The organism is Streptomyces sp. NPDC034085, assembly GCF_055575555.1.
Window position 1 is genome coordinate 457,098 of the sequence record NZ_JBVISL010000001.1, and the last position, 21,339, is coordinate 478,436.

15 protein-coding genes are annotated in these 21,339 nt (G+C 72.4%); 5 read left to right on the top strand and 10 right to left on the bottom strand.

Going from position 1 to position 21,339, the window contains the following annotated elements; all coding sequences use genetic code 11:
- Nucleotides 1-14 precede the first annotated feature (14 nt).
- Nucleotides 15-1,772: a carbohydrate-binding module family 20 domain-containing protein gene (locus ACZ501_RS02145; RefSeq protein WP_468791816.1), complete on the bottom strand. Its 1,758-nt coding sequence runs from the start codon at nucleotides 1,770-1,772 to the stop codon at nucleotides 15-17.
- Between the two features lie 758 nt (nucleotides 1,773-2,530).
- On the opposite strand from ACZ501_RS02145, the gene ACZ501_RS02150 reads away from it, so the two are divergent.
- Nucleotides 2,531-2,782: a hypothetical protein gene (locus ACZ501_RS02150; protein WP_468791819.1), complete on the top strand. Its 252-nt coding sequence runs from the start codon at nucleotides 2,531-2,533 to the stop codon at nucleotides 2,780-2,782.
- 507 nt (nucleotides 2,783-3,289) lie between these two features.
- On the opposite strand, the gene ACZ501_RS02155 is transcribed toward ACZ501_RS02150, so the two are convergent.
- From ACZ501_RS02155 to ACZ501_RS02175, 5 genes are read right to left on the bottom strand one after another with little or no spacing between them, the layout of a single operon-like run.
- A complete protein-coding gene (locus ACZ501_RS02155) occupies nucleotides 3,290-4,303 on the bottom strand; it encodes a LacI family DNA-binding transcriptional regulator (RefSeq protein WP_361600887.1) in 1,014 nt (337 codons plus the stop codon).
- Nucleotides 4,291-5,883, bottom strand: a complete 1,593-nt coding sequence (locus ACZ501_RS02160) for a glycoside hydrolase family 13 protein (RefSeq protein WP_468791822.1) — start codon at nucleotides 5,881-5,883, stop codon at nucleotides 4,291-4,293. The genes ACZ501_RS02155 and ACZ501_RS02160 overlap by 13 nt, the downstream gene beginning before the upstream one ends.
- Before the next feature lie 50 nt (nucleotides 5,884-5,933).
- Nucleotides 5,934-6,794 (bottom strand): sugar ABC transporter permease, encoded by an 861-nt coding sequence (locus ACZ501_RS02165; RefSeq protein ID WP_361600893.1) that lies wholly within the window; start codon nucleotides 6,792-6,794, stop codon nucleotides 5,934-5,936.
- Nucleotides 6,795-6,796: 2 nt separating this feature from the next.
- Nucleotides 6,797-7,840: a carbohydrate ABC transporter permease gene (locus tag ACZ501_RS02170; protein ID WP_361600896.1), complete on the bottom strand. Its 1,044-nt coding sequence runs from the start codon at nucleotides 7,838-7,840 to the stop codon at nucleotides 6,797-6,799.
- 8 nt (nucleotides 7,841-7,848) lie between these two features.
- The gene (locus tag ACZ501_RS02175) at nucleotides 7,849-9,123 is read right to left on the bottom strand and encodes an extracellular solute-binding protein (RefSeq protein WP_361600899.1); all 1,275 of its coding nucleotides are present in this window, start codon (nucleotides 9,121-9,123) and stop codon (nucleotides 7,849-7,851) included.
- Nucleotides 9,124-9,345: 222 nt separating this feature from the next.
- Between ACZ501_RS02175 and ACZ501_RS02180 the strand changes: the two genes are divergently transcribed.
- The 3 genes from ACZ501_RS02180 to ACZ501_RS02190 all read left to right on the top strand — a co-directional run bounded on the left by ACZ501_RS02180 (nucleotide 9,346) and on the right by ACZ501_RS02190 (nucleotide 13,123).
- Nucleotides 9,346-11,070 carry a glycoside hydrolase family 13 protein gene (locus tag ACZ501_RS02180; protein WP_468791825.1) on the top strand — a complete coding sequence of 575 codons (1,725 nt, stop codon included), beginning with the start codon at nucleotides 9,346-9,348 and terminating at the stop codon, nucleotides 11,068-11,070.
- Nucleotides 11,071-11,096: 26 nt separating this feature from the next.
- On the top strand, nucleotides 11,097-12,128 hold the full coding sequence (locus ACZ501_RS02185; protein ID WP_361600905.1) for a LacI family DNA-binding transcriptional regulator: 1,032 nt from the start codon (nucleotides 11,097-11,099) through the stop codon (nucleotides 12,126-12,128).
- Nucleotides 12,129-12,235: 107 nt separating this feature from the next.
- The gene (locus tag ACZ501_RS02190; protein ID WP_468791828.1) at nucleotides 12,236-13,123 is read left to right on the top strand and encodes a phosphatase PAP2 family protein; all 888 of its coding nucleotides are present in this window, start codon (nucleotides 12,236-12,238) and stop codon (nucleotides 13,121-13,123) included.
- Nucleotides 13,124-13,162: 39 nt separating this feature from the next.
- Here ACZ501_RS02190 and ACZ501_RS02195 read toward each other — a convergent pair whose 3' ends face one another.
- The 4 genes from ACZ501_RS02195 to ACZ501_RS02210 are packed head-to-tail and all read right to left on the bottom strand — an operon-like array spanning nucleotide 13,163 to nucleotide 18,592.
- The gene (locus tag ACZ501_RS02195; protein WP_468791831.1) at nucleotides 13,163-13,645 is read right to left on the bottom strand and encodes a hypothetical protein; all 483 of its coding nucleotides are present in this window, start codon (nucleotides 13,643-13,645) and stop codon (nucleotides 13,163-13,165) included.
- 2 nt (nucleotides 13,646-13,647) lie between these two features.
- Nucleotides 13,648-15,084, bottom strand: coding sequence for a hypothetical protein (locus ACZ501_RS02200; protein ID WP_361600914.1), 1,437 nt, complete (start codon nucleotides 15,082-15,084; stop codon nucleotides 13,648-13,650).
- A 10-nt stretch (nucleotides 15,085-15,094) separates the two neighbouring features.
- Nucleotides 15,095-15,556, bottom strand: a complete 462-nt coding sequence (locus ACZ501_RS02205) for a hypothetical protein (RefSeq protein WP_361600917.1) — start codon at nucleotides 15,554-15,556, stop codon at nucleotides 15,095-15,097.
- Nucleotides 15,557-15,604: 48 nt separating this feature from the next.
- Complete coding sequence (locus ACZ501_RS02210) at nucleotides 15,605-18,592, bottom strand: bifunctional [glutamine synthetase] adenylyltransferase/[glutamine synthetase]-adenylyl-L-tyrosine phosphorylase (RefSeq protein WP_361600920.1); 2,988 nt, start codon at nucleotides 18,590-18,592, stop codon at nucleotides 15,605-15,607.
- A gap of 193 nt (nucleotides 18,593-18,785) precedes the next feature.
- Here ACZ501_RS02210 and ACZ501_RS02215 point away from each other — a divergent pair, with 193 nt between their 5' ends.
- Nucleotides 18,786-21,221, top strand: coding sequence for a PIG-L family deacetylase (locus tag ACZ501_RS02215; RefSeq protein WP_361600923.1), 2,436 nt, complete (start codon nucleotides 18,786-18,788; stop codon nucleotides 21,219-21,221).
- The last annotated feature ends 118 nt before the right edge of the window (nucleotides 21,222-21,339 follow it).

The window sequence follows — 21,339 nt, forward strand, 5'->3', positions numbered from 1 at the left end:
TGAGGTGCGGGGGGTCAGCTGCGCCAGGTGTCGGTCAGCGTGACCTGGCCGTTGGCGGGGACGGTGGCGGTGCGGTTGGCTCCGCTCTCCCAGGTGACGCTGCCGGAGGCGTCCTTGCGGACGTACTTGTAGGCGAAGGAGGTCCCGGGCGGGAGGGTCACGTCGAGCTTCCACACGGGGTAGGCGGCCGGGTCGAGCTTGAGGGCGGCGGCGGTGTTCCAGCCGCCGAGCTCGGGGCGGTCGCCGGCGACGTACACGTTCTGGCCGGGGGAGGTGGTGGCGTCGACGGTGAAGGAGGCCCCGGCGGGGGACGCCGCACACGTACGGGCACCGACGTGCAGGGCGAGGGCGGTCCCCGCGCCGAGGGTGGCGGTGAACCGGCCGCCGGAGTCCACGGTCACGGCGCGGCCGCTCTGGACGTCGCAGTAGGTCCCGGCGGCGAGGGAGGTCTGGAAGGTCCGGGTCAGGGCGCCGGTCTCGTGGTTGAGGGCGACGTACGCCTTGGCCCCGCGCCCGAAGGCGATCTGGTCGCCGCCGTTGTCCCACCAGTCGGTGACGCCCTGCCCGCGGGCGGCGTTGCGGAAGCCGACCATGGAGGAGATCTCCCGCCAGGCGTGCTGGCACTTCCACCCGTCGGCGTAACAGGCGTTCACGGCACCGCCGTTGGGCGGCCCGGCGTCCTTGTCGCTCCACTCGTACCCGGAGTGCACGTCCGGGGAGCCGTAGGGCCAGGCCAGCATGAACACGCTGGCGAGGGTGTAGGCGGAGCCGTCCTTGTAGTTCAGGGTGTCGCCGACGCGCTCGGTGTCGTGGTTGTCGACGAAGACGGCGGACTGCCCGCTCGCCATGTACCCCCAGCCCTCGCCGAAGTTCTTCAGGTAGGCGAGGTTCTCGTTCTGGAACACCCGCTTCAGGTCCCGGGCGTACCGGAACTCCTGCACGTCCCCGGTGCCGAGGTACTCGGAGGGCGACACGGCCTCCCCGGCCCCGTGAATCGCCTCCTGCTTCCAGTACGCGCCCGGGTTGACCAGCCGGGACTTGATGTTCGCCAGGTCGGCGGCGGGCATGTGCTTGGCGGCGTCGATCCGGAAACCGTCGACGCCGAGGGAGAGCAGGTCGTTGAGGTAGCCGGCGATCCGCCCGCGTACGTGGTCCTCGCCGGTGTCCAGGTCCGCGAGCTGCACGAGCTCACAGTTCTGGACGTTGGCGCGGTCCTGGTAGTTCGAGATCGTCGCCCGGCAGTCGTCCATGTCGGAGCCGGAGTAGATCCCCGGGTAGCCGTACTTCGTGTACGAAGACCCGCCGGTCCCGACGCCGTCGCCGGCGGCCATGTGGTTGATGACGGAGTCCGCGACGACCTTGACCCCGGCGGCGTGACACGTGTCGACCATCCGCTTGAAGGCGTCCCGGTCCCCGAGCCGCCCGGCGATCTTGTAGCTGACGGGCTGGTACGAGGTCCACCACTGGGCCCCCTGCACGTGCTCCTGCGGCGGCGACACCTGGACGTACCCGTACCCGGCGGGCCCGAGGGACTCGGTGCAGGCCTTGCCGACGGAGTCGAAGCGCCACTCGAACAGTACGGCGGTGACGTCCTTCCCCCCGGGCGCGGAGGCCACCGCCTGCGGCGCCTGCCCGGCGAGCGCGCTACCGGCGAGGGCGGTCAGGGCGGCGAGGGCCAGCAGGGACCGGGCGGGGCGGCGGCTGGAACGGTCCGGGGAGCGGTCCGGGGAGCGGCGGGCGGGGCTTCTTCGGGCGCGCGGGGACGGGGACATGTGGGGATCCTCCTGGCGGGGAGAGGTGTGGGGGTTGCACGCGACCGTAGGGGGCGCCCAGGAGTGTTGCAAGACCTTGCGCAAGAGATTGCAGAATTGTTTCCGGCAGGTGGGCGAAGGGCGACCGAACCGGGGGCGGAGCCCCGGGAGCCGTGTCCCGACTGGGCCGGATCAGGGAGGGTTTGGGGGTTTCCCGTCAGTCCCATCGTCATTCCGTGTCGGGCCGGCCCGTCAAGGGCGCTCCTTCGTCGCGTCGCTACGCGATTTCGCTGCGCTCAACCATTGACCGACCGCCCCGCCCCGGAAAGCCGAAAGACTGCCGGGAACCCCCCAAAAGAACGGTCACCAGGGAGGACAGGCAGGAGCGGGTCTCTCAGGGACGAGGCGAGGGGCCGGGGCCATGGCCCGCCGGGCACCCGGGCCCCCCGTCCCTCGCCCAGGGTCGGGGGCCCGGCCCCACCCGCACCGAACAGCAACCAGAGCAGCGCGGGAGCGCACGCGCGCGACAGATCGCTACACGCTTCTCACATCTCGGCGACTGCCGACCGCCGGGGGCTGATACCTGCACCAGACGTTGATCAGGAGCTTGTGACATGCGCTAGCGGAAGATTGGCCATCAGGGGTGGACGCAGGGCGCGGAAACGATACAGCTGCGGGCATTGGAGTGAACACCCGTTCCCCACCGCACTCCCCGACCGTTGGACCGGCCGACGCCCAGACCGACCGGCGCGTCGTTCCACAGATCCTTAAGGGGAGTCATGCGTATTCGTTCTGCTGTCACCGCGTCCCTCCTGGCTGCCGGCATCCTGCTCAGCGGGGCCGGCGCCGCCCTGGCCGACGACGTCGACCTCAACTACTTCGACGGCGGCCGTGCCGGCTTCGCGTCGAGCTGCACCTCGTTCGCCGCGGTGCCGCACAACCTCCCGGCGTTCGCGGGCCCGGTCTGGAGCTCGAGCTGTGACAAGACCGGCGCGAAGGAGTGGGCGAAGAACTACCACCTGGGCGCCTGACCCGAAGCGGCTCCCACCGCGGGGACGGACCGGCAACCGCCGGGCCGTCCCCGCGGCCTTTCCCCGCGTACCCGGCCGCCGCCTCGCTCCGGTCACCGTCTGGTGCGGGTATCAGCCCCAGACGGCCGCCGGACGCCAAGCAATGAGGAGCGCGTAGCGATCTGTCGCGCCGGGGCGCTGGCCGTGCTGTCCTGGTCACCATTTTTCGTGCAGGTAGCCATGCCCCCGGCCCCTCGCCTCATCGCTGAGGGCCCGCTCCTGCCTCGCCTGCCCCGTGACCGTTCTTTTGGGGGCTTCCCGGCAGTCTTTCGGCTTTCCGGGGCGGGTCGGTCGGTCAAGGGTCGCCGAAGGCGATCGCGAAGCGACGCGACGAAGGAGCGCCCTTGAGGGACCGACCCGAACCGGAACGACGATGGGACTGCCGGGAAACCCCCAAACCCTCCCCGACACCGCCCCACCGAAACCCCGCTCCCCCACCCCCGCCGCGCCCCGCCCCACCGAGCCCCCCTACCCCCCCACCGGCCCCGTCGAGCCCCGGACCACCAGCTCCGGCTGGAAGACGTACTCCGTGCGCTGGACCGGGGTGCCGGCCACCGCTTCCAGGAGGGCTCCGACCGCCGCCGTGGCCATCGAGCGGACCGGCTGGCGGACCGTCGTCAGCGGGGGGTCCGTGAAGGCGATCAGCGGGGAGTCGTCGAAGCCGACCACCGACACGTCCTCCGGCACCCGCAGCCCCCGCTCGCGGGCGGCGCGGATGACGCCGAGCGCCATCATGTCGCTCGCGCAGACCACGCCCGTGCAGCCCCGCTCCAGCAGGGCGCCGCCCGCCGCGTGGCCGCCCTCGACGGTGAACAGCGTCCGCTGGACCAGGCCTTCCTCCGCCGCCCCCGGCCGGGCCGCAAGGAACCCCTGCTCCTTGCGCGCCGAGGGGACGTACCGCGTCGGCCCGATGGCCAGCCCGATCCGCCGGTGTCCCAGTTCCTCGAGGTGCCGTACGGCCATGTCGGCGGCCGCCCGGTCGTCCGGGGAGACGAAGGGGGCGCTGATCGCCTCGTTGAAGCCGTTGATGAGGACGAACGGCAGCCCCCGGGCCGAGAGCCGCTGGTAGCGCGACGGGTCCTGCGAGGCGTCCGCGTGCAGGCCGGACAGGAAGACGATCCCGGTGACCCCGCGCTCCTCCAGCTGCTCGACCAGCTCGTCCTCGGTGGCCCCTCCCGGGGTCTGGGTGCACAGCACCGGCGTGTAGCCGTGCCCTGCCAGCGCCTGCTCTATGACCTGGGCGAACGCCGGGAAGATGGGGTTGGTCAGCTCGGGTATGAGCAGTCCCACCAGCCCGTTGCTGCGCCGTTTGAGCCTGACCGGCCGCTCGTAGCCGAGCAGGTCCATGGCGGCCAGCACCCGGTGCCGGGTGCCGGCCGCCACGCCCGCCTTGCCGTTGAGCACACGGCTGACGGTCGCCTCGCTGACCTGGGCCTGCGAGGCGATGTCCGTCAGCCGCAGCGGGGAGCTCACCCCTGCCACCACACCGCCGTGTCGCCGGGCAGGACGTCGGGGCCGGCCGCCAGGTCGCCGCTCGCCAGCAGCACGGAACCGGGCGCGGGGATGCGTACGGCGGCGTCCGTCGTGTTGACGGTGCACACGAAGGAGCCCCGGCGGAACGCCAGCACCCCCTCGGGCGCGTCCAGCCACTCCACCGCGTCCCCGGCGCCCAGGTCGGCGTGCTCGCGCCGGATCCGCAGCGCGGTGCGGTACAGCTCCAGCGTGGACCGCGGGTCGCCGGTCTGGGCGGCGACGCTCAGACCCGCCCACTCCGCGGGCTGCGGCAGCCAGCTGCCGCCCTCGCCGAAGCCGTACGGGGCTTCGTCGCCGGACCACGGGATCGGCACGCGGCATCCGTCGCGGAGCCCGTCCTGCCCGTTCGCCTTGAAGAAGGAGGGGTCCTGGCGCACCTCGTCGGGCAGGTCCACGACCTCCGGCAGGCCGAGCTCCTCGCCCTGGTAGACGTACGCGGACCCGGGCAGGGCCAGCATCAGCAGCGCGGCCGCGCGCGCCCGGTCCAGGCCGCCGAGGCGGGTGCGGTGGCGCACGACGTCGTGGTTGGACAGCACCCAGGTCGTCGGGGCGCCCACCGGCCGCATCGCGTCGAGCGAGTCGTCGATGGTGGCGCGCAGCGCGGCCGCGTCCCAGCCGGTGGTCAGGTAGTGGAAGTTGAAGGCCTGGTGCAGCTCGTCGTGGCGCACGTAGAGGGCGGTGCGGGCGACGTTGGGGGCCCAGGCCTCGGCGACGCCGATGCGTTCGCCGGCGTACTCGTCCAGCACCTGCCGCCAGGAGCGGTATATCTCGTGGACGCCGTCCTGGTCGAAGAAGGGCAGCACCTGGTTGCCGAGGAGCTTGAGCTGCTCGTCACGGCCGAGGTCGGGCAGGCCGGGGGCCTTGACGAGGCCGTGGGCGACGTCGATGCGGAACCCGTCGACGCCCAGGTCCAGCCAGAACCTCAGGACGGAGCGGAACTCGTCCTGGACGGCGGGGTGTTCCCAGTTGAAGTCGGGCTGTTCGGGGGCGAAGAGGTGCAGGTACCACTCGCCGTCGGCGACGCGGGTCCAGGCGGGGCCGCCGAAGATGGACTCCCAGTCGTTCGGGGGCTGCGCACCGTCCTCGCCCTTGCCGGGCCGGAAGTGGAAGCGTTCGCGCAGGGTGCTGCCGGGGCCTTCCCGCAGGGCCTGCTTGAACCATTCGTGCTGGTCGGAGCAGTGGTTGGGGACGAGGTCCACGATGATTCGCAGGCCCAGCGCGTGCGCTTCGCGGATCACGGCGTCGGCGTCGTGCAGGGTGCCGAACATGGGGTCGATGGCCCGGTAGTCGGCGACGTCGTAGCCGGCGTCGGCCTGCGGGGAGGCGTAGAAGGGGCTGAGCCACACGGCGTCGACACCCAGGTCGCGCAGGTGGGGCAGCCGGGTGCGGATGCCTTCGAGGTCCCCCATGCCGTCCCCGTTGGAGTCGGCGAAGCTGCGCGGATAGACCTGGTAGATCACCGCGTCTCTCCACCAGCCGGGCTGGGTGCCGGTCGGGGTGGGGAGTGCGTCGGCGAGGTGCTGGGTCATGGTGTCCTTGGAGAGGTCGGGCCGGTCGTACGGGGGCGGGCGCCGGGTGGTCAGCCCTTGGTGGCGCCCGCCGTCATGCCGGCGACGAGGTGACGCTGGGCGAAGAGGAAGAAGACCGCCGCCGGGATCGCGATGAGGACGGAAGCCGCGCTCATGGCGCCCCAGTTGGAGGTGTACTGCGTGACGAAGGTCTGCAGCCCGCCCGCGAGGGTGAGGTTCTCCTCGCCGACCATGAAGGCGGAGGCGTAGGCGACCTCGCCCCAGGCGGTGATGAAGGCGTAGAAGCCGGTCACGGCGAGGCCGGGCTTGGCGAGCGGCAGGATCAGGCGCCAGAAGGTGCCGAAGGGGTTGAGGCCGTCGACGCGGCCGGATTCGTCGATCTCGACCGGGATCGTGTCGAAGAAGCCCTTCATCATCCAGGCGCAGAACGGCACGGCGATGGTGAGGTACGTGATGATCAGGCCGAGCGGCTGGTTCAGCAGCCCGAGCTCTCCCATCAGGTTGTAGAGCGGGACGATCAGGATGGCCATCGGGAACATCTGCGTGATGAGCAGGGTCCACATCAGCGGCTTCATGCCGGGGAACTTGAAGCGGCTGACCGCGTATCCGGTGGTCGCGGCGATGAACACGCCGAGGACGGTGGTGACGCCGGCGACCAGGACGGAGTTGGCGAACCAGCTGAGGAAGTGGCTCGACTCGAGCAGGTAGTGGTAGTTCGCGAGGGTGGGTTCCTTCACGAAGTCCGTGCTGATGGCGTCCTCGGCCGGCTTGAGCGAGGTCAGCAGGATCCACAGCACGGGGAAGACGGCGATCACGGACGCGGCGACGAGCGTGGCGTGCAGGCCGAAGGAGGCGAGCGGGGAGCGGCTGCCCCTCGGACGCGCGGCCCCGGCGGTACGGCTGGAGGTCATGGTCACCACACCTCTCCCTGCTTGCGCAGCGAGCGCCGGTAGACCAGCGCGAAGATCATGAGCAGGGCGAGGATGAGGACGCCCCACGTCGCGGAGCCGGCGAAGTCGCGCGGGCTCGCGATGAAGGCCTCGCGGAAGGCCTGGGTCACCAGGATCTCGGTGGAGTCGCCCGGTCCGCCCCGCGTCAGCAGGAAGATCACCGGGAACATGTTGAAGGTCCAGATGGTGGAGAGCAGGATCACCGTCATGCTGACGGCGCGCAGTCCGGGCAGGGTGATGTGCCGGAACCGCTGCCAGGGTCCGGCGCCGTCCATCTCGGCGGCCTCGTACAGCTCGCCGGGGATGGACTGGAGGCCGCCGAGCAGGGCGACCATCATGAAGGGGATGCCGAGCCAGACGTTGACGGCGATGACGGAGAGCTTGGCCCAGGTGGGGTCGTCGAGCCACGGGACGGCTGCGATGCCGCCGCCGTCGAGGACCTTGTTGAGGATGCCGTTGTCGCGGTTGAAGAGGAACCGCCAGGCGAAGACGGAGACGAAGCCGGGCACGGCCCACGGCAGGATGAGCGCCATCCGGTAGGCGGCGCGGCCCCGGAACTGCCGGTTGAGCATGGTGGCCAGGGTGAGGCCGAGGACGAAGGTGATCGACACGCAGGCGACGGTCCACACCACCGTCCACACCAGCCGCTGCCAGAAGACGGGGTCGCCGAGGACCGCCGTGTAGTTGTCGAGCCCGACGAACTCGTACGTGGCGTCGATGTGGCGCACGCCGATGGTGCGGGCGACGTTGCGCTCGTTGGCGTTCGTCAGCGACAGGTAGACGCCGCGTACGAGCGGCCAGCCGACGATCACTCCTAGGACGAGCACCACCGGGGCGGTCATGGCCCAGGCGTACCAGTGCGTGGCGAGGGCGCGGGCGAGGCCGCGGTTGCCCGCGCCGCCGTTCCCGCGGTTGCTCCTGGCAGTCGTGCGGCTGGGGCCGCGGCCGGCGAGGGTCGTCTCGCCGTCCGCGGCCTTCGCCACCGACCGGCTGGTGTCAGCAGCCATCGTTCGTACTACTTCCAGCCCTTGAGGATCTTGCGGAACTCGACGCCGGCCGCCTTGGCCGCCTCTTCGGGGGTCGAGGTGCCGGTGACGGCCTTGGTGTACTCGACCTTCAGCGGCTCGAAGAGGGAGCCGTTCTCCGGGATCCAGGCGCGCTCGACGGCCTTGTCGACGGCCGGCTTGAAGAACTGGACCATCTCGCTGCTCTTGACGTCCGGCTGCTCGTAGGCGGCGGTGCGCGTCGGCAGCAGGCTCAGGTCCTTGGCGGACTGGACCTGGACCTCCTGGGAGGTCATGTACTCGACGAACGCGTGCGCGGCGGCGGTGTTCTTGGAGCCGGCGTAGACGGCGAGGTCGTGGCCGCCCTGCGGGGCGCCGGCCTTGGCGGACCCGGCCGGGACGGGGGCGACGCCGAGGTTCGACTTGTCCTTGAACTGCTCGCCCGCGTAGCTGTCGGCGACGGCCCAGGGGCCGTTGATCATCATGGCGACCTCCCCGGACTTGAAGGCGGTCTGCATGTTGGTCCAGCCGTCGGTGGCGTTGGTGACCGCCGCGCCCGAGGCGACCAGGTCGCGGGCGGCCTTGAAGCCCTTGACGCCGGCCGCGTTGTCGACGGTGACCGTCTTGGTCTTGGCGTCGACGAGGTCGCCGCCCTCGCCGTAGATGAAGGGCAGGAACCAGTAGGAGTCGTCGCCGCGCAGGTAGAGGCCGGTCTTGCCGCTCTTGGCCTTGATGGCGGCGGCGGCGGTCTTCAGCTCCTCCAGCGTCTTGGGCGGCTGGACGCCGGCGTCGGCGAGCATCTTCTTGTTGTAGAAGAGGCCGAGGGTGTCGATGACCTGCGGGACGGCGAAGGTCTTGCCGTCGAACTTGCCGCTGGCGGCCGCCTGCGGCAGGAACTCGGCGTCGATCTTCTTCGCGGTGTCCGCGGGGACCTCGTCGAGGTAGCCGAGGGAGGCGAAGTCGGCGACCCAGCCGACGTCGGCGCGGATCACGTCGGGCGCGTCGGCGCCGCTGCTGAAGGCGTTCTTGACCTTGTTCTGCGCGTCGCCGTACGGGACGTTGACGTACTTGACGGTCACCTTCGGGTGCTTCGCGGTGAAGGCCTCGGCGATCTTCTGGAAGCTGGCCTTCTCGGCGTCGTTCGAGGTGTCCCACCAGGTGACGGTGCCGGACAGCTCGCCGCCGGCCTTCGTCCCGCCACCGTTGTCGTCGGTGTCACCGCCGCAAGCCGTCGCCGCGAGCGCCAGGGTCGCGACCAGCGCGGTGGCCGCTATGCCACGCCGCATATGAACTCCTTCGATGATCCCGGCCGCGCCCTCGCGGTCCCGAGTTGCGAGGAACGTAACAAGCCTGAAAGCCGACGGAAAGACCTTGCGGCAATTTTCTGCAAGCGGAGCTGATCGTTACATCCGTGTGTCCGGACGGTTGCCGCAGCTTGCTGTGATTCCGAGTCCGCTTCGACCCCACAGGCCCGCAACCACGGGGCGTGTACGCGCGTTGACTGCGGTATGAAGCACGAGTTGACGGCCGTCCCGCTTGCAAGAGCTTCCAGCGACCCGACGGTCGGAGTCGGCTGGTGGCGCGATGCCGTCATCTACCAGGTGTACGTCCGCTCCTTCGCCGACAGCGACGGCGACGGCGTCGGGGACCTGCGCGGGGTGCGCGAGCGGCTCCCCCACCTGGCCCGCCTCGGGGTGGACGCCGTGTGGCTGACCCCCTTCTACGTGTCCCCGCAGGCGGACGGCGGCTACGACGTCGCCGACTACCGCGCCGTCGACCCCCTCTTCGGCGACCTCGCCGACGCCGACGACCTCGTACGGGCCGCGCACGCGCTCGGCCTGCGGGTGATCGTGGACGTGGTCCCGAACCACACCTCCGAGGACCACCCCTGGTTCCGCGAGGCCCTGGCCGGGGACAGCGGGGCCCGCGAGCGGTACCTGTTCCGGCCGGGGCGCGGCGCGGACGGGGCGCTGCCGCCCAACGACTGGGAGTCCGTCTTCGGCGGCCCCGCCTGGACCCGGGTGCCGGACGGCGCGTGGTACCTGCACCTCTTCGCGCCCGAGCAGCCCGACCTGAACTGGGAGCACCCGGAGGTCGCCCGGGAATTCGCCTCGGTGCTGCGCTTCTGGCTCGACCTGGGCGTCGACGGCTTCCGGGTGGACGTGGCCCACGGCATGGTCAAGGCACCGGGCCTGCCCGACATCGGCCGCGGCGCGCAGGCCACGCTGATCGGCACGGAGCCGCTGCCCTTCTTCGACCAGGACGGGGTCCACGAGATCCACCGCTCCTGGCGCCGCCTCCTCGACTCGTACGGGGGCCAGCGCATCGGGGTCGCCGAGGCGTGGGCGCCCACCTCGGAGCGGCTCGCGCTGTACGTGCGCCCCGACGAGCTGCACCAGGCCTTCAACTTCCGCTTCCTGAACTGCCCCTGGGACCCGGCCGCGATGCGGACCGTCATCGACGAGTCCCTGGCCGCCACCGCCTCCGTGGGCGCGCCGACGACCTGGGTGCTGTCCAACCACGACGTCGTACGGCACGTCACCCGGTACGGGGGCGGGGCGCGGGGGCTGGCCCGGGCGCGGGCGGCCGCGCTGCTGATGCTGGCGCTGCCGGGGTCGGCGTACGTGTACCAGGGCGAGGAGCTCGGCCTGCCGGAGGTGACGGACATCCCGGACGGGGCCCGCCAGGACCCGGCGTTCCGCCGCCGGCCCGCGGTGGGGAGCGGCGGGGCCGACGGGCAGGAGGGGGCCGACGGGCAGGAGGGGCTGCGCGACGGGTGCCGCGTACCGATCCCGTGGTCGGGCGACGAGCCCCCGTACGGCTTCGGCGCCGGCGGCAGCTGGCTCCCTCAGCCCCGGGGATGGGCGGGGCTGAGCGTCGCCGCGCAGACCGGCGACCCGCACTCCACCCTGGAGCTCTACCGCGCCGCCCTGGAGCTGCGCCGGGCCATGCCGGGGCTGGGGGCGCCGGAGTCGGGGCAGGGCGGGCCGCGCGACGAGTGGCCCGGGGCGGGCGCGGGACCCGCCGTCCGGGCCCGGGGCATGCGCTGGTGTCCCGCCCCCGAGGGCGTCCTCCTCTTCACCCGCCCCGGCTTCGCCTGCACCCTCAACACCCGGCCGACCCCCGTGGAGCTCCCCTCCCCCGGCCGGCCCGTCCTCTCCAGCGCCCCGGTGGAGACGGACGGCCGCACGGTCCGTCTTCCCGCGGATTCCTGCACGTGGTGGGCGATGTGAGCCGGCTACCGGTACAGTCCAATCCCGTGACCGCACGGCTTGCCGACATCGCAGCCCAGGCGGGGGTCAGCGAAGCCACAGTCAGCCGCGTGCTCAACGGCAAGCCCGGCGTGGCCGCCGGCACCCGTGAGTCCGTGCTGGCCGCGCTCGACGTACTCGGCTACGAGCGCCCCGTGCGGCTGCGCCAGCGCAGCGCCGGCCTCGTCGGGCTGATAACCCCCGAGCTGGACAACCCCATCTTCCCCGCCCTCGCGCAGGTCATCGGCCAGGCCCTGACCCGCCAGGGGTACACGCCGGTGCTGGCGACGCAGACGCCCGGCGGGTCCACCGAGGACGAGCTGACCGAGATGCTGGTGGACCGCGGGGTCTCCGGGATCATCTTCGTCTCCGGCCTGCACGCCGACACCACCGCCGACATGGGCCGCTACGACCAACTCCGCGGCCAGGGCGTCCCGTACGTCCTCATCAACGGTTTCTCCGACAAGGTGCGGGCCCCCTTCGTCTCCCCCGACGACCGCGCGGCGATGCAGCTCGCCGTGACCCACCTGACGGCGCTCGGGCACACCCGGATCGGGCTCGCGGTCGGGCCCAAGCGGTTCGTGCCGGTGCTGCGCAAGATCGAGGGCTTCCGGACGGCGGTGCGGGAGCGGCTCGGGCTCGGCGAGGCCGAGGTGGAGGAGCTGGTCCAGCACTCCCTCTACAGCCTGGAGGGCGGTCAGGCCGCGGCGGCCGCGCTCATCGGGCGGGGCTGCACGGCGGTGGTGTGCGCGAGCGACATGATGGCGCTCGGCGCGATCCGGGCCGCCCGGCAGCAGGGGCTGCGGGTGCCGCAGGACGTGTCGGTGGTCGGCTTCGACGACTCCCCCCTCATAGCGTTCACCGATCCGCCGCTCACCACCATCCGCCAGCCGGTGCAGGCCATGGGGCAGGCGGCCGTGCGGACCCTGCTGGAGGAGATCGGCGGCACCCCGGCCCCGCACAGCGAGTTCGTCTTCCTGCCCGAGCTGGTGGTCCGCGGCTCGACCGCCTCGGGGCCGGGGCAGCGGCGTAGCACCTAGGTGCCACGGGTCGCTGCGGAGGGTAGTCCGCAGGGTTGAGGGGAGGCGCCGAAGACCGTCCCGAGGGATGATCGGAGGCGGGAAGGCATCTGGCAGACTCTCTCCCCATGGGTGAAGCGAGCGTGAAGACACTGGATACCGGGACGGACGTCTCGTCACCCACCGTGGCCGTGATCGACTCCCGTCCGGAGCCGCACCCCGCGCTGCTCACCCGGCTGCGGGCCCCGCGTCGGCCGCGGATCTGGTTCGAGATCCTGCTGATCGCCGTCAGCTACTGGACGTACTCGCTGATCCGCAACGCCGTGCCCGAGCAGAAGGCCGCCGCGCTCGCGAACGCCGACTGGATCTGGAGCGTGGAGCGCGGGCTCGGCATCGCCGTGGAGCAGACCGTCAACCACGCCGTGAACTCGGTGACGTGGCTGGTGGTCGGCATGAACTACTACTACGCGACGCTGCACTTCATCGTGACGATCGGCGTGCTGGTGTGGATCTACCGCTTCCATCCCGGGCGTTACGCCGCCACCCGCCTCGTCCTCTTCGCCACCACGGGCGTGGCCCTGGTCGGCTACTACCTCTACCCGCTCGCGCCGCCCCGGCTGATGAACGGGCAGCACTTCGTCGACACCGTGCTGGTGCACCACACCTGGGGCTCGATGGCCTCCGGGAACCTGAAGCAGATGTCGAACCAGTACGCGGCGATGCCGTCCATGCACATAGGGTGGTCGCTCTGGTGCGGGCTGACGATCTTCGCGGTCGCCTCCGCGCCCTGGGCCCGCATCCTGGGCCTCCTCTACCCCACGCTGACCCTGGTCGTGATCGTGGCCACCGCCAACCACTTCTGGCTCGACGCCGTCGGCGGCGTGCTGTGCCTGGCCTTCGGTTTCGCCGTCTCCCGCACCTGGTACGGCTCGCTCCCCCACCACCTCCCCCGCCGCCCCCTCCCGACGGGCCCCCACCCGGCAACGGAACTCCTGAACCGCTTCCGGCGGGTCTAGCCCCGCACGGCCCGGTCAAGGGCGGGGGACGCGGCTTCCTCAGTCGACGGCCCGGAGGTAGACCCGGCTGCTCTTCTCGTCGAGCGGTGCCACCGCCAGGTCGAGGAAGTCCAGGTCCCTCTCCATGCACGGTGCGCACAGCTGGGCTCCCCGCACGCCCGGCATCGTGGCCGGTTCCGGCAGGCCGAGCGGGGCGAACGCCCTCTCCGCAGTGCCGATGGGGCTACCGGTCCGTACCGGGTTCTCGGACTGGAGCTGAGTGACGAAGGCGTCGACCTCTCCGGTCGGCAAGACGAACGACAGCAGGAGCGAGTCGTCGTGGTGGGCGACCTGGTGCGCGGCCCTGGCATCGGTCGCCGTAGCCGGCAGGGCCACGCGCAGGTGTTCCGCCACGGCCGACGCGGTGACCCCCTCCTTGAAGTACGGCACCCTCTGCTGGGCCGGGCCGCCCGTGCACCCGGCAACCGTGCCGGCCGCCACCGCCAGGCCGCCGCAGAACGCCCCGAGCCTCGTACGGCTCACGTTCACCGTGCGTCTCCGTTCCGGCCCAGGTCGGCGCGGGTGCCGTCACGGCCCGGCTCCACGGGGGCCGGTCCCGGGCCACCGGAGTCCAGGTCGTGCTGCTGCACCGAGCTGCTTCCCCTCATGTCGAATTCCCTCGCCAGGCCGGTCGTGTGGAACCGGGCCATGTCCGCATCGGTCACCTCGGTCGGGCCGATGGTCGTGAACTTCCCCGCGTCCCAGTTGTAGCGGTCCCAGACGTTCACCTGGTAGTCGACGGCCACCTGCGGCTTGCCGTCGGGGCCGGGGACCGCTGTCACGACCCCGGTCGTGTTCGTCATTCCTGCACCGACCGCCAGGTACCAGTTCCGCTCGGGGCCCACGCCGTCGGCGTGCTTGTAGCCGGTTCCCGCGGTCTCGACCGGGATGGCGACCGGTTTACCGCCCGATTTCTCGAAGGCTTCCACTGCCTGGCGGCGCCACTCGCCCTCTTCCGCAGCACGCTGGGCCTCCGACCTCTGCCGCAGGAGGGCGTCATCCGTCAGCATCCGGTCGACATCGAGATCAAGCGGAGTACCCATGCCCCGCAGGTAGTGGTCCATGTGCCGAGCGGCGTCGGGCATCCCGAGGAAGTCTCCCGCGTTGGAGATCCCCTTGGCCTGGAGCAGTTTCCAGTAGTCCGACGGCCCCGGAGACTCCACGTCGTACGGACCTGCTCCCGGATCTGCCGCCACCCTCTTGACCTGGGGCGTCAGCAGGCCGGCTGCGATCAGGTCGTCCTTGTGCCGTGTCCACAGCTGTGCACGGGACTCGGGGCCGAGGGACTGCCACAGGCGCCGCAGTTCCTTCTGCTGCTTCTCGTTGGTGTCCTCGCCCAGGGCGGCCAGTTTCAGGGCCCTCGGGAGCATGTCCTGGTCGAGCGAGGTGTACGCGGCGTGCCCTGCGTTGTGGGGGTCGCCGCCGTGGTTGGCCCGGAGGGCCTTGACGGCGGCCGCGTCGACCTCTGCCGCGTGGGTCACGACGTCGGTGAGCGCGTCGGCGTACCACCGCATGAGGTCGGCGGTGCGCTGGTCGCGGGATGCCGAGCACTCCACGGCCTCGGCGATGACCACCGCCCCGCCATTTCCCGTCGATACGGTGAAGCCGTTCTCCTTGGCGTCCTCCGTCAGGTTCCTCGCCCGCTGCTGCAAGCCCTTGAGCTCGGCGTGGGCGTCGTCCATCACGCTGAAGACGCTCCGCGCCTCGGTGTGGAGGTCCTCGAACTCCTTCACCGTCTTGTCGACGAATGCCCGCGTCACTCCCGCGTTGACGCCCTCCCACCGGGCCCCCGCCGCCTTCGCCTTCAGCCCGTCGCGGGCATCGCCCCCGAGGCGCTGCACGTCACCCGCCATCCGCTTCCAGTCGGCGACCGCCGCTCCCAGCTTGGCGAGGTCGACCTGCATGAGCTGGTCGTAGTTCACGCCCGTCCCCCTACCTGAAGTACTCGGTGAGGCGCGAGACCGCAACGGCCGAGCCGTCCCGGTTGCGCAGGGACGCCGCGATGGCGTCGTCGTCAGCGGCGTGCGCCTTCTTCGAGTAGTCCAGGTGGTTCGAGATGTGCGCGCACGCCTGGAGGACGGCCTTGACCTGCGAGGTCCACACCGACACCGTCGTCTCCAGCTCGCCGCCGAGCGCGAAGCCGCTCGCCTTCAAGGCCGCGGCGGCCTGCATCGTCGAGCCGGAGCCCGCGTTGTCGATGCCCGCTCCCGCGATGTCGGCCTGCTTCTGGAGCCGGCCGTGCAGCGCGAACGCCTCGTGGCCCACCGCGCCGAGGTCGTCCTGGTGCACCACGAGGTCGGCGTCGGCCGCTCCTCCCGGCACCTGGTTGAGCCGCATCGGCGTGTTGCGGGCCGCCGCATCGGCCTTCGCCCTGTCCCACTCGTCCCATGCCATCGGGCCATTGGACCATGCGGGAGCGACGGGCTGACCACCAGTCAGCCGCTATGCCCCGTAGAACAGTTCGTCCACCACCGCGCGGGCGCGGCGGGTGATGCGGCGGTAGTCGTCCAGCATCTCGCCGACCCTGCCTTCCGGGTAGCCCAGGTAGCGGCCGACGGCCGCCAGTTCGCGGGCGTCGGAGGGGAAGGTGTCGCCGGCGCGGCCGCGGACCAGCATGACGGCGTTGCGGACGCGGGTGGCGAGGACCCAGGCCTCGTCAAGGGTCTGCGCCTCCTCGGTGGGGAGCAGTCCGGCGGCGTGGGCGGCGGCCAGGGCCGCGCGGGTACGGGTGGTGCGCAGGCCCGGTTCGGCCCAGGCGTGCTGCATCTGGAGCAGCTGGACGGTCCACTCGACGTCGCTGAGGCCGCCGCGGCCGAGTTTGGTGTGCAGGGTGGGGTCGGCGCCGCGCGGCAGGCGTTCCACCTCCATGCGGGCCTTGAGCCGGCGGATCTCGCGGACCGCGTCCTCGCCGAGGCCTTCGGCGGGGTAGCGCAGCGGGTCGATCAGCTCGATGAAGCGGCTGCCCAGATCGGTGTCGCCGGCTACGGGCTCGGCGCGCAGCAGGGCCTGGCTCTCCCAGGTCAGGGACCAGCGCCGGTAGTAGGCGGCGTAGGAGGACAGGGTGCGTACGAGGGGTCCGGAGCGGCCCTCCGGGCGCAGGTCGGCGTCGATGAGCAGCGGCGGGTCCGCGGTGGGCAGCTGGAGCAGCCGGCGCATCTCGGCGACGACGGTCTGGGCGGCCCTGGCGGCTTCCTGTTCGTCGACGCCCTCGCGGGGTTCGTGGACGAAGAGCACGTCGGCGTCGGAGCCGTAGCCGAGCTCGTGTCCGCCGAAGCGGCCGACGCCGATGACGGCGAAGCGGGTGGGGAGGGTCTCGCCCCACTGGTCGCTCACGGCGGCCCGCAGGGCTCCGGCGATGGTGGCGGCGGTGAGGTCGGAGACGGCGTCGCCGACCCGGTCGACGAGGGCGCCGGGGTCTGTTTCGGCGGGATTGTCCTCGGTGCCGTAGGAGCCGATGATGTCGGCGGCGGCGGTGCGGAACAGCTCGCGGCGGCGGACCCCGCGGGCGGCGGCGACGCCGGCTTCGGCGCTGTCGGCGCGCCCGACGGCGGCGAGCACCTCCTGTTCGAGGGCCTCGGCCGTACGGGGCTGGAGGCCTTCGGGGTCGCCGAGCAGGGCGACCGCCTCGGGGGCTCGCATGAGCAGGTCAGGGGCGAGGCGTCCGGCGGAGAGCACGCGGGCGAGGTTCTCGGCGGCGGCGCCCTCGTCGCGCAGCAGCCGCAGGTACCAGGGGGTCTTGCCGAGGGCGTCGGAGACCTTGCGGAAGCCCAGCAGTCCGGCGTCGGGGTCGGCGGAGTCGGCGAACCAGCCGAGGAGGACCGGCAGCAGGGTGCGCTGGATGGCGGCCTTGCGGCTGACGCCGGAGGCGAGGGCCTCCAGGTGGCGCAGGGCGGAGGCCGGGTCGGCGTAGCCGAGGGCTTCGAGGCGCTGGCCGGCGGCGCGCGGGGAGAGCCGGGTCTCGCCGGGGGCGAGCTGGGCGACGGCGTCGAGCAGGGGCCGGTAGAAGAGCTTCTCGTGGAGGCGGCGCACGACGGAGGCGTGCCGGCGCCAGGCCTTGTTGAGCTCGGCGACGGGTTCGGTGCGCAGTCCCATGGAGCGGCCCAGGCGGCGCAGGTCGGACTCGTCCTCGGGGACGAGGTGGGTGCGGCGCAGCCGGTAGAGCTGGATGCGGTGCTCCATGGCGCGCAGGAAGCGGTACGCGTCGTGCAGCTGGGCGGCGTCGGCGCGGCCGACGTAGCCGCCGGCGGCGAGGGCGTGCAGGGCGTCGAGGGTGGTGCCGGAGTGCAGGGTGGCGTCGCTGCGGCCGTGGACGAGCTGGAGCAGCTGCACGGCGAACTCGACGTCGCGCAGGCCGCCGGGGCCGAGTTTGAGTTCCCGGTCGACCTGGGCGGCGGGGATGTTGTCGACGACGCGGCGGCGCATCTTCTGGACGTCGGCGACGAAGTTCTCGCGTTCGGCGGCCTGCCAGACGAGGGGGGTTATGGCGGCGACGTACTGCGCCCCGAGGTCGGGGTCGCCGGCGACGGCGCGGGCCTTGAGCAGGGCCTGGAACTCCCAGGTCTTGGCCCAGCGCTGGTAGTAGGCGAGGTGGGAGGAGAGGGTGCGGACGAGGGGGCCGTTCCTGCCCTCGGGGCGGAGGTTGGCGTCGACGGGCCAGATGGTGCCCTCGACGGTGGTCTCGGAGCAGATCCGCATGAGGTGGGAGGCGAGGCGGGTGGCGGCCTGGAGCGCCTTGCCCTCGTCGGCTCCGGGGGCGGCGTCGCCGACGAAGATCACGTCGACGTCGGAGACGTAGTTGAGCTCGTTGCCGCCGCACTTGCCCATGGCGATGACGGCGAGCCGGCAGCAGGCGGCGTCCTCGGGGGCGGCGGCGCTCGCGATGCGCAGGGCGGCGCGGAGGGTGGCGGTGGCGAGGTCGGCGAGTTCGGCGGCGGTCTGGGCGACGTCGGTGGTGCCGCAGACGTCGCGGGCGGCGATGGACAGCAGGCAGCGGCGGTAGGCGACGCGCAGGCCGACGGGGTCGTGGGCGTCGGCGAGGCCCTGCTCGAACTCGGCGAGTCCGGGGTGCAGGTCGGCGGCCTCGTAGGTGACCAGGGCATGCCAGTCGCGGGGGTGGCGGGCGAGGTGGTCGGCGAGGGCTTCGGAGGCGCCGAGTACGCCGAGGAGCCGGTCGCGCAGGGGTTTGGCGCTGACCAGGGTGTCGAGGAGCCGGGGAAGGTCCTCGGGGGTCTGGGCCTCGGCGAGGCGCACCAGCCCGTGCAGGGCGAGGTCCGGGTCGGCGGTGGCGCCGAGGGCGTCGAGCAGGACCGGGTCGGCGCGTACGGCGGCCAGCGCGTCGGCGTCGAGGAGCCGGGCGGCGTGCGTGGGGTCGGTGAACCCGCTGCGCAGCAGCCTGATGAAAGTGCTGCTCCTGCGTCCCGGGACTGTCATCCCGCCGCCTCCCGAGTGTGTCGCTGCGGATTGGTCTGGCCGCCGGCCTGGGAGCGAGCCTAGCCGGAGCAGGCGTTCGACTCACCGGTCACCGTGGCCGATATCATGAGGCGGCTTATCGGATTATCTGCTTACTTGTAGATCTATGCCTGAGGGGGCCCGGTCCCCACCCGACCGGCCGCGAGGAGCCCCCATGTCCGACGGACCCGTCCGCTCCGCCGCGACGCCCTTCTCCTCGCCGGAGCCCGACCGGGTGTCGAGCCCCGCTGGACGCTTCCCCCACCAGCGCGGGACCTCCGCCCTTCGCCCTGCCAAGGGCGAACCCGGCGACAGCGCCGCCGCCGGCCCCGCTGCCGCGCCCGGCGTACCGGCTGCGGCGCGAAGCGCCGACGCCGGAGCCGGCGCGAGCACCGCAGAAGCCACGGCGAGCACCGCCGAAGCCGCCGCGAGCCCGACCGAAGCCACGGCGAACACCGCCGGAGCCGCCGAGCCCGCCGAAGCCGCCGGGTGGCACGTGCCGAGCCGGAGTCGCGGTGCGGCCGCAGGCCACCCCGCCGCGCGGAAGACCGTCAAGGCCGTCGGCCTCGTCGCCGCCACGGCAGCCGCCGGCATGCTCATCCTCCGGGGCAACGAGGCCCTCGCCGCCTTCGACGCGCCGACCGCCGCCGATTCCCGGGCCACCACCGCCACCGCCGTGGACGCCCCCGACCCGGGCCGGGTGCTCCAGATCGTCGCCCACCCCGACGACGACCTGTACTTCATGAACCCCGACCTGCGGTACTCCATAGCCGCCGGCCACCCCGTCACCTCCGTCTACCTCACCTCCGGAGAAGCCGACGGCATCAACGCCGGCGCCGCCAAGCAGGCCTCCACCCCGCCCGACAAGCCCGCCTACGCCGAGGCCCGCCAGAACGGCATCCGCGCCGCCTACGCCAAGATGGCCACCGGCGACCGCAGCAGCGCCTGGAAGCGCACCGTGATCCCGACGGCGGGCGGCGGACAGGCCGAGGTCGACGTCCTCGTCGCCAAGCCCGAGATCAACCTCGTCTGGCTGCAGATGCGCGAGGCGGGCAACGTCTACACCGACGTCCCCGACAGCCTCCACGGCCTGTGGGACGGCCGGGTCCCGCACCTCGAGTCGGTGCTCGCCTCCGGTTCCCCGGTCAAGCAGGGGTTCACGTACACCAAGGAGCAGGTCGTCCGGACGATCGGGGGCATCCTGGAGCGGTACCGGCCCACCACCGTCCGCGCCCAGGACCCGACCCCCGGCCGGTACCCCGGCACCAAGCGGTACACCGACCACCAGGACCACTTCTACGGCGCCCGCTTCGTGCAGATGGCCACGGCCGCCTACGCGCGGGAGGTCAAGGACCGCCCGCACTTCGCCGTGCAGAACTACATCGGCTACTTCAACGGCTCGCTCCCCAGCACCCTCGACCCCGGCGAGGCCAAAGAGAAGCTGGACATCCTGGACACCTACGCCTGGCTCGACCAGGAGAACCACTGCGGCAGCGAGGCCGGCTGCGGCGACCTCAAGGTCGCCGACCACCCCTCGGGCAACCGCTGGACGCAGACCGTCAACTACGCGCGCGGCACCAGCACCTCCTGGCTGGCCTCGGACGGGGAGCACGGCCTGTGGGCCTTCAAGGTGCTCGACGGCCAGGTCGCGCTCTGGCACCGCAGCGGCCTGATCGGCGCCTGGAGCGGCCCCCGTTTGCTGCCCGGCACCGGCATGGACCAGGGCATCTCCACCGTCACCCTCGCCGACGGCCGGATAGCCGCCTTCGGCACCCGCACCTCCTTCGGCGACAAGCCGGCCGACTACCTGCGCGAGATCGTGTACGCCGTCCAGCGCGCCCCCGGCTCCGAGGAGTTCGGCCCCTGGGAGTCGCTCGGCACCCCGGAGGCCGCCGACGACGCCTGGACCTCCGACATCAGCGCCCCCGCCGTGTCCGTCGACGGCACCGGCGCCCTGGCCGTGTACGTGCGCGACGGGGCCTCCACCCTGCGCGGCCGCGTCCGGCGCCCGGACGGGGAGTGGGGCCCGTGGGAGAGCCTCGGCGGCTCCGACCTGCACGGCACCCCGGCCACCGCGACCGACGGGGCCGGGCGGCGGATGGTCTTCGCCGCCACCACGAAGACGGTGACCGGCTGGGCGCAGCCGGAGCCCGGCGCCCCGCTGGGCCCGCCCACCGCCACCGGGCTGCCCGACACCACGCTCCCGCTGACGGCGCAGGGGCGCGAGGGCGGCGTACGGCTGTGGTTCCGCAAGCCGGGGTCGGGCAACGTGCGCTCGGCGCTGGTGACGGGCGACGGCGGGCTGAAGGTGAACCACCTCACCGACCTGGGCGGCCTCCAGGGCTTCGGCCCGGTGACGGCCAGCGGGCACGTGCTGGCGGGCCGTTCGGCGGGCGGGCAGCTGGGCTCGGACCTGGGCCCGGGCGGGGCGTGGCAGCGCTCGCCGCTGATGTTCGTCGGGGCCCCGTCCAGCACGATGACGGGGAGGAACCTGGTCAGCCTGGCCGTGGTCGGCCTCGACGCACGGCTGTACGTCACGTCCTCGGCGGAGGACTCCGACGCCTACCTGGCGCCGTGGCAGCCGGTGGGGCCGCGCAACACCGCTCCGTAGGGGCCCCGCGTCCCGGCCGGCCCCGGGCGCGCGGGCGCCCGTCGGGCCGTGACGCGTGCGGGGGACGCCGCGTCGGGGAGGGTGTCCCGTCTCCGGTCCTGCGCGAGCCCGCGCGGCG